Source organism: Corynebacterium sp. MSK310 (genome assembly GCF_030227355.1).
GTDB lineage: Bacteria > Actinomycetota > Actinomycetes > Mycobacteriales > Mycobacteriaceae > Corynebacterium > Corynebacterium rhinophilum.
The window spans coordinates 20515-27026 of the sequence record NZ_JASPFZ010000018.1; the positions used below are offsets into that span (position 1 = coordinate 20515).

General features: G+C 58.5%; 5 protein-coding genes and 1 pseudogene. 5 read left to right on the forward strand and 1 reads right to left on the reverse strand.

Going from position 1 to position 6512, the window contains the following annotated elements; translation table 11 throughout:
• Positions 1–169: 169 nt before the first annotated feature.
• From trmB to QP891_RS10535, 5 genes are read left to right on the forward strand one after another with little or no spacing between them, the layout of a single operon-like run.
• A complete protein-coding gene (gene trmB / locus QP891_RS10515; protein ID WP_284771181.1) occupies positions 170–946 on the forward strand; it encodes a tRNA (guanosine(46)-N7)-methyltransferase TrmB in 777 nt (258 codons plus the stop codon).
• Entirely contained in the window at positions 947–1540 is a 594-nt protein-coding gene (locus QP891_RS10520; RefSeq protein WP_284771180.1) for an NYN domain-containing protein, read from the forward strand.
• 14 nt (positions 1541–1554) lie between these two features.
• A complete protein-coding gene (locus tag QP891_RS10525) occupies positions 1555–3708 on the forward strand; it encodes an MMPL family transporter (RefSeq protein WP_284771179.1) in 2154 nt (717 codons plus the stop codon).
• Entirely contained in the window at positions 3709–4737 is a 1029-nt protein-coding gene (locus QP891_RS10530) for a lysylphosphatidylglycerol synthase transmembrane domain-containing protein (RefSeq protein ID WP_284640308.1), read from the forward strand. It begins immediately after the preceding gene.
• A 5-nt stretch (positions 4738–4742) separates the two neighbouring features.
• Positions 4743–5075, forward strand: coding sequence for a DUF3054 domain-containing protein (locus QP891_RS10535; protein ID WP_284771195.1), 333 nt, complete (start codon positions 4743–4745; stop codon positions 5073–5075).
• A 74-nt stretch (positions 5076–5149) separates the two neighbouring features.
• On the opposite strand, the pseudogene QP891_RS10540 reads toward QP891_RS10535, so the two are convergent.
• Positions 5150–6371 (reverse strand): annotated as a pseudogene (locus QP891_RS10540) (IS3 family transposase).
• Positions 6372–6512: the final 141 nt, after the last annotated feature.

The following is a 6512-nucleotide window of genomic DNA, read 5'->3' on the forward strand; positions in this document are numbered from 1 at the left end:
ACACCCTCCACACCATTCCGGGGGTGCCAAAGTGCCCCATTCTTCCGCTCCGCGCCACAAAGCACCACCCCCGTCAAAGCCTCCGGTCATCCCCCTCCCCCATACGGCGGGGAAAATACCCGGCGCGGCATATTGCTTGCCATGCCTGGACAGGGAAAAATAGGGCGCAATGAATAGCACGGATAATTCTCAAAACACCCCTGCCGGAGAAATGCCACCGGGTCGCCCGCCGCAAACGGACTTCAATGCGGTCTTTGACAATGACCTGGACTACCCGCGCCTGGGCAATGTCACCTTTCGCCGCGGCACGCTCACGGATAACCAGCACCAGCTTTTTGAACAGCGCTGGCCCGAACTGGGCCGCGTCTTAAGCGATGAGCTTATCGATGTCGCTGAGTGGTTCGGCCGCACCGGCGCCAAGACCATCGTGGAAATCGGCTCCGGCACCGGCACCTCCACCGCGGCCATGGCACCGCTGGAGCAGGACACCAATATCATCGCGGTAGAACTCTATAAGCCTGGCTTGGCCAAGCTCATGGGCCAGATCGAGCGCGAGGGCATCGATAATATTCGCATGATCCGCGGCGATGGCGTGGAGGTCATGGTGCGCATGATTGCCCCAGAATCCCTGGACGGCATCCGCGTCTTCTTCCCAGACCCCTGGCCCAAGGCGCGCCACCACAAGCGCCGCATCATCCAATCCGGCACGCTCAACCTCTTTGCCTCCCGGTTGAAGAAGGGTGGCGTCCTGCACGTTGCTACCGATCACGCCGGTTATGCCGAATGGATAGATGAGCTCGTGCACGTCGAGCCCAGTTTGGAGTACAAGGGCTGGCCGTGGCCAGACTGCCCGCAATTGGTAGATCGCCAAATCATCACCAAGTTTGAGGGCAAGGGCCTGGATAAAGAACACGTCATTACTGAATACCTGTGGGAGAAGAAGTAAATGAGCACCTATCTACTGGTGTGGGACGCACCCAATATGGATATGGGGCTCGGCTCCCTGCTCGGCGGGCGCCCCACTGCGGCGCACCGCCCGCGTTTTGATGCCATCGGCCGGTGGCTGGTCTACCGCGCGGTAGATGTCGATGCCGATCCGCAGGCCGCAGTATTTACCAATGTCTCCCCCGGCGGCGCCGATGTGATTCGCCCCTGGGTAGAGGCCATCCGCAATGTGGGCTTTGGCGTCTTTGCCAAGCCGAAGATCCACGAAGATGATGACGTGGATCCAGACATGATCGAGCACATTGAAAAACTGCGCGCTGATCTCGCCGGCGTCGTGGTCGCCTCTGCCGATGGCCAGAACTTTCAACCCTTGCTGGAAGAGCTCATTGATGAAGGCCTGCCCGTTACCGTCCTGGGTTTCCACGAACACGCCTCCTGGGCCGTGGGTCACGCCGAGATCGAATTCGTTGACCTAGAAGATATTGACGGCGTCTTCCGCGAGCCGCTGCCCCGCGTCAACCTGGATAACCTGCCTGAAGGTGGTGCATGGCTCCAGCCATTCCGCCCGCTGGCTGCGCTACTAAATAATAGCTAGGAGGCTTACCCCACATGTTTGAAAAATGGGGACGATTTTCCTATGCGCACCGCAAGGTCATTCCCATCGTCATCCTCGGTGCCATCCTTGCCCTCTTCGTAGGTTTTGGAACCCAGCTCGAGGAACGCATGAGCCAGGAGGGCTGGGAGGACCCGAATGCGGCATCGACAAGCGCGGCGCAGATCGAACAGGAAACGTTCGGCCGCGATAATTCCGGCGACGTGGTTTTGCTCTTTAGCTCGCCCGATGAGAACTTCGATGCCGCCAAGGAGCACTTGGCGCAGCTTAAAAAGGATTATCCGGATCAGATTGACTCTGTCACCAGCTATTTCGATAGCAAGAACCCCAACCTGGTCAATGATGATCATTCGCTGGCCTTTGCCGCCATTGGGCTCAAGGGCGATGACGAACAAACGCTGAAGGACTTCCGCGCCATCGAGGGCGCGCTGGCGGATACCTCCGCGCCGGTCGAGGTTGCCGGCGCCACGGCCGTGGCGGACGCCCTCGATGAAGGCATGGCAGAAGATATTGCGCGTGCGGAAAAGGCAGCGCTCCCGCTCGTTGGCCTGCTGCTCCTCGTGGTCTTTGGTTCCGTGGTGGCGGCGTTCATGCCGCTTATCGTCGGTGGCCTATCCATCCTGGGCTCACTGGGAATTTTGGCCATCCTGGCCGGTTTCCTGCAGGTCAACGTCTTTGCCCAAGCAGTAGTCACGCTGCTTGGGCTGGGCCTGGCCATCGATTACGGCCTATTTATGGTCTCCCGCTTCCGCGAGGAACTGGACAAGGGAAGCTCCACCAAGGATGCGGTGGCCACCACCACCGCCACCGCCGGGCAAACAGTGGTCTTTTCCGCGGCGATGGTCGCCGTCGCGCTCTCCGGACTCTTCCTCTTCCCCCAGGCCTTCTTGAAGTCCGTTGCCTATGGCTCGATTTCCGCCGTCGGCCTGGCGGCCCTGCTGTCCGTCACCGTCCTGCCCGCCCTGTTTGGCATGCTCGGGCCCAAGATCGATCTGTGGTCGGTGCGCCGCACCTCCCGCACGGCCCGCACCATTCAAGACACCTGGTGGTACAAGCTGCCGCGCTGGGCCATGCGCCGGGCCAAGGGCCTGACCCTGGCCATCTGCGGCCTGCTCATTGCACTGGCGCTGCCTATCATGAGCATCACCTTCGGCGGCATCAACGAAACCTACCTGCCGCCCAACCACGACACCCGCGTGGCGCAGGATAGCTTCAACGACGAGTTCCCCGCCTTCCGCACCGAGCCGGTCAAGCTCGTGGTGGAAGGCGCCACCAACGAGCAGCTTGTCGATGTCGTCATGCAAGTCCGCGGCCTCGACGGCCTTACCGAACCCATGGGTCCATCGACCGCCACCCAGGACGGGACTACTGTCCTTTCGGCCGGCATTAAGGACCGCGAGGACTACGCGCGAATCGTCCACGAGCTCGAGGACGTTACCGCGCCCGAGGGCGTCAACCTTTATGTCGGCGGCACGCCAGCCATGGAGGTCGAATCGCTCGATGCGCTCTTCCACAAGCTGCCGTGGATGGCGCTGTACGTCGTGCTCGCCACTTTCATCCTCATGGCATTAGTCTTTGGCTCCTTCGTGCTGCCGATTAAGGCCATTGTCATGACGCTATTGACCCTGGGCGCCACCCTGGGCATCCTCACGCTCATGTTCGTCATCGGCGTGGGCTCCGGCGCGCTGAACTTCTCGCCCGGCCCACTCATGAGCCCCATTCTGGTGCTGATCATCGCCATCATTTATGGCCTGTCTACCGACTACGAGGTCTTTTTGGTCTCCCGCATGGTGGAGGCGCGGCGGCGCGGCGATAACACGGACGAGGCCATCGCCGCAGGCACCGCGCATACTGGCGGCATCATCACGGCGGCTGCCCTGATTATGATCGTGGTGGCGGGAGCGTTCGGCTTCTCCGATATCGTGATGATGAAATACATAGCGTACGGCATGATTTTTGCGCTGCTTATCGATGCCACCATTGTCCGCATGCTCCTCGTCCCCGCCGTCATGCACCTGCTGCGCGAGGATAACTGGTGGGCGCCTAGCTGGCTGCACCACTTGACCACTAGGCTTTCTGGTAGTACCACCCGCCGTGGGAAGACCATTCCCTTCAGTGAGTTAAAGCGGCGCCTTGAAGGAGATAAATAATTGAAAAATTGGCTGCAAGTTATCGCCTCGCTCATAGTCCTAGCCATCCTCATCTACGTCTTCCGCGATGAGCTGGACTTTTTGAGCGAAGGTTTCTCACGTCTCTCCCACGCCGAACCAGGGCCGGTAACGCTCGTGGTCGTTGCTTCCATCCTCTCCGTCGTGGCGATGGGCGAGGTCATGCGCCTGCTCATCCGAGCCGGTGGCGTGGAAGTGGAGGGCACGGAAACCGCCGCTCTTACCTTTGCATCCAATTCCTGGTCCACCACCATGCCCGCGGGCCCAGCCTTTTCTGCCATTTTGACCTTCCACGTGCAGCGCACCTGGGGCGCCTCGGTGGTCCTGTGCGGTTGGTTCTTCGTGCTCTCCTCCGCTATTTCCACCTTGTGGCTGGTGCTCATTGGTCTTGGTGGCGTGCTCTTCCTCAACGCCAATATGGCCCTGTGGTCCCTCATCGGCACGTTGGCAGCGATGCTGGCGCTCTCCGGCGGGCTTTTCTGGCTGAGCAATCACCCCGAAACGCTGGAGCGCTGGGTAAAAAAGCAGCGGCTGGTAAAAGGCTCGAAGCGCGAAGCCCTGCTCGAGCACGTGGAAAGCCTCAAGGAAGTACACCTCACCCGCCGGCAATTCGCATGGGCATCGTTCTATTCCTTGGCCAACCGGCTCATTGACATGCTCGCGCTCTGGGGCTGCGTTTGGGCCGTGACCGGCCAAATGCCCACGACCGATTCGGCCGATAACACCACCACCATCGCGGGCGTCGCGCTGGCTTACCTCACCGCCAAGCTGGCCGGCTCCGCCCAGGTCACCCCAGCGGGTCTGGGCACGGTGGAGGCGGCGATCATCGCCACGCTCGTGGCCACGGGCATGACCGCGGTCGATGCCACCAGTACGGCTATTATCTACCGCCTTATCTCTTTTGCCTTCATCACCGCTATTGGCTGGGTCATTTACTTCTGGCACTATGCCCGCAAGGGCATTACCTACGCCACGCTATCCCGTAAAGAAAAAGAAAAGGAAACCGTATGACTTCAATGCGTATCGCTCCGCTCATTGACATCATCGCCTTGATGATTTTCGCCATCGCCGCCCGCCTCGCCCACGGCGGATTGAGCTTTTCCAGCTGGGTCGATGCCTTCTGGCCCTGGGCGGTAGGCGCGCTCATCGGCTGGGCCATCATCCTGGCCACAAAGGTCCAGGGCAAGTGGAAAGAGGGCCTTGTAGTGTGGCTGTCTGCCATCATCGGTGGCATGGCCCTGTGGATCGTGATAAATGGCCGCCTGCCCCATTGGAGCTTTCTCATTGTTGCGACCGTGATGTCCGCCCTGTTCTTCTTTGGGTGGCGGCTATTCGCCCGCAAGCATTAAATCTTAAAATATCCCCGCTAACCAGAGCTGAGGTTGCCCGCAAATCGTGGACACGTAGTGGAGCTGCTTAGGGGTTAAGCAGCGGCCTTCTTATTACCATTTTGATCAGCGAGCTGAGCTTCAAAATCGACGGGGCTTACCTCTCTATGGACGAGTGGCGACGGCACCGGTTGTAGACGACTTCAATCCAGTAAGTCACAGCCTGACGCGCATCATCGCGGGTTGGCCAGCGCTTCCGGTCGTAGAACTTAAGTCTTAAGCGTCGACTAGAACGACTCGGCCATCGCATTGTCAAAGCAGACACCAGTACGGCCGACCGATTGTGCAACACCCAGGTTGCGGCACACCTCCCAAAGCTTCTCACTAGTGAATTGCGTTCCGCGGTCGGCGTGAAAGACAAGCCCATCAGCAACGTCACCGCGGAGGTGTATGCGCCATCTGCAGGGCCCGTTCGACCAGGGAAGTATCTTGAACGCTATCCATAGCCCAGCCCAGTACCCTGCGGGAATGGCCATCGCGGACCGCGCACAAATACAACCAGCCTTCACCAGTGCGCAGATAAGTAATATCTGACATCCACACCCGGTTAAGCTCGCCGGCATCAAACATGCGCTTGACCAGGTCAGGAAGACTCGACTTACGCTTGGCTTGAATCGTTGTCACTGGGACAAAGGTCCTGTGGTAAAATCCCCTTTTAATCCCCATCATGCACATCCGTTTAGCCACAGTATTTTCGGTTAAGCGCAATATGGTAGCGCTCACCTAGTTCTGCGGTGATCCGCGGAGCACCGTAGACCTCGTTGGAGTCTTTCCAAATCTGATGAATCTTGCGATCAACATCATCGTAAAATGATGCACGATCATCTTTTCCGGATAAGCGTTGCTGCTGTATATGGGCCCATGTGTAGTATCCAGACCGAGACACTTTTAATAGCCGGGCCATGCGTTTGATGCTGTAGTTCGCCTTCTCTGGCGGCATTAGTTCGAACTTTTCTGCTCGCGTTGCCTTAAAGCGAAGAAGGCTGTCGCTTGTGACAAAACTCGTTATCCATCTTCGCTTCTGCTAATTCACGGCGCAGACGAGCATTTTCAGCGCGAAGATCGGCCTGGCTTAGCCCATCTGATGCTCCTTAAGCGTTCGCGCTCATTTTTTACCCACCGGCCTAAAAGGCCTGGTACGACGCCGATTTCTTTAGCCACATGAGCGATTGGGCGCTGCGACTCAATCACAAGATTCGCGGCTTCACGTCGATACTCAGGTGTGTATTTCTGGCGTTGTTGATTCACAATGAACATCCTCTCTTACGGACACAAGATCCGCACAAAATAGGGTGTCCACTAAACGAGGGTAACCTCATAGTAGGGTTGCCCGCAAATCGTGGACACGTAGTTAAGCTGCTTAGGGGTTAAGCAGCGGCCTTCTTATTACCATTTTGA

Excerpts from the sequence above, each read along its gene's own strand:
- trmB (WP_284771181.1), top strand. The coding sequence starts at position 170 with ATGAATAGCACGGATAATTCTCAAAACACCCCTGCCGGAGAAATGCCA.
- QP891_RS10520 (WP_284771180.1), top strand. The coding sequence starts at position 947 with ATGAGCACCTATCTACTGGTGTGGGACGCACCCAATATGGATATGGGG.
- QP891_RS10525 (WP_284771179.1), top strand. The coding sequence starts at position 1,555 with ATGTTTGAAAAATGGGGACGATTTTCCTATGCGCACCGCAAGGTCATT.
- QP891_RS10535 (WP_284771195.1), top strand. The coding sequence starts at position 4,743 with ATGCGTATCGCTCCGCTCATTGACATCATCGCCTTGATGATTTTCGCC.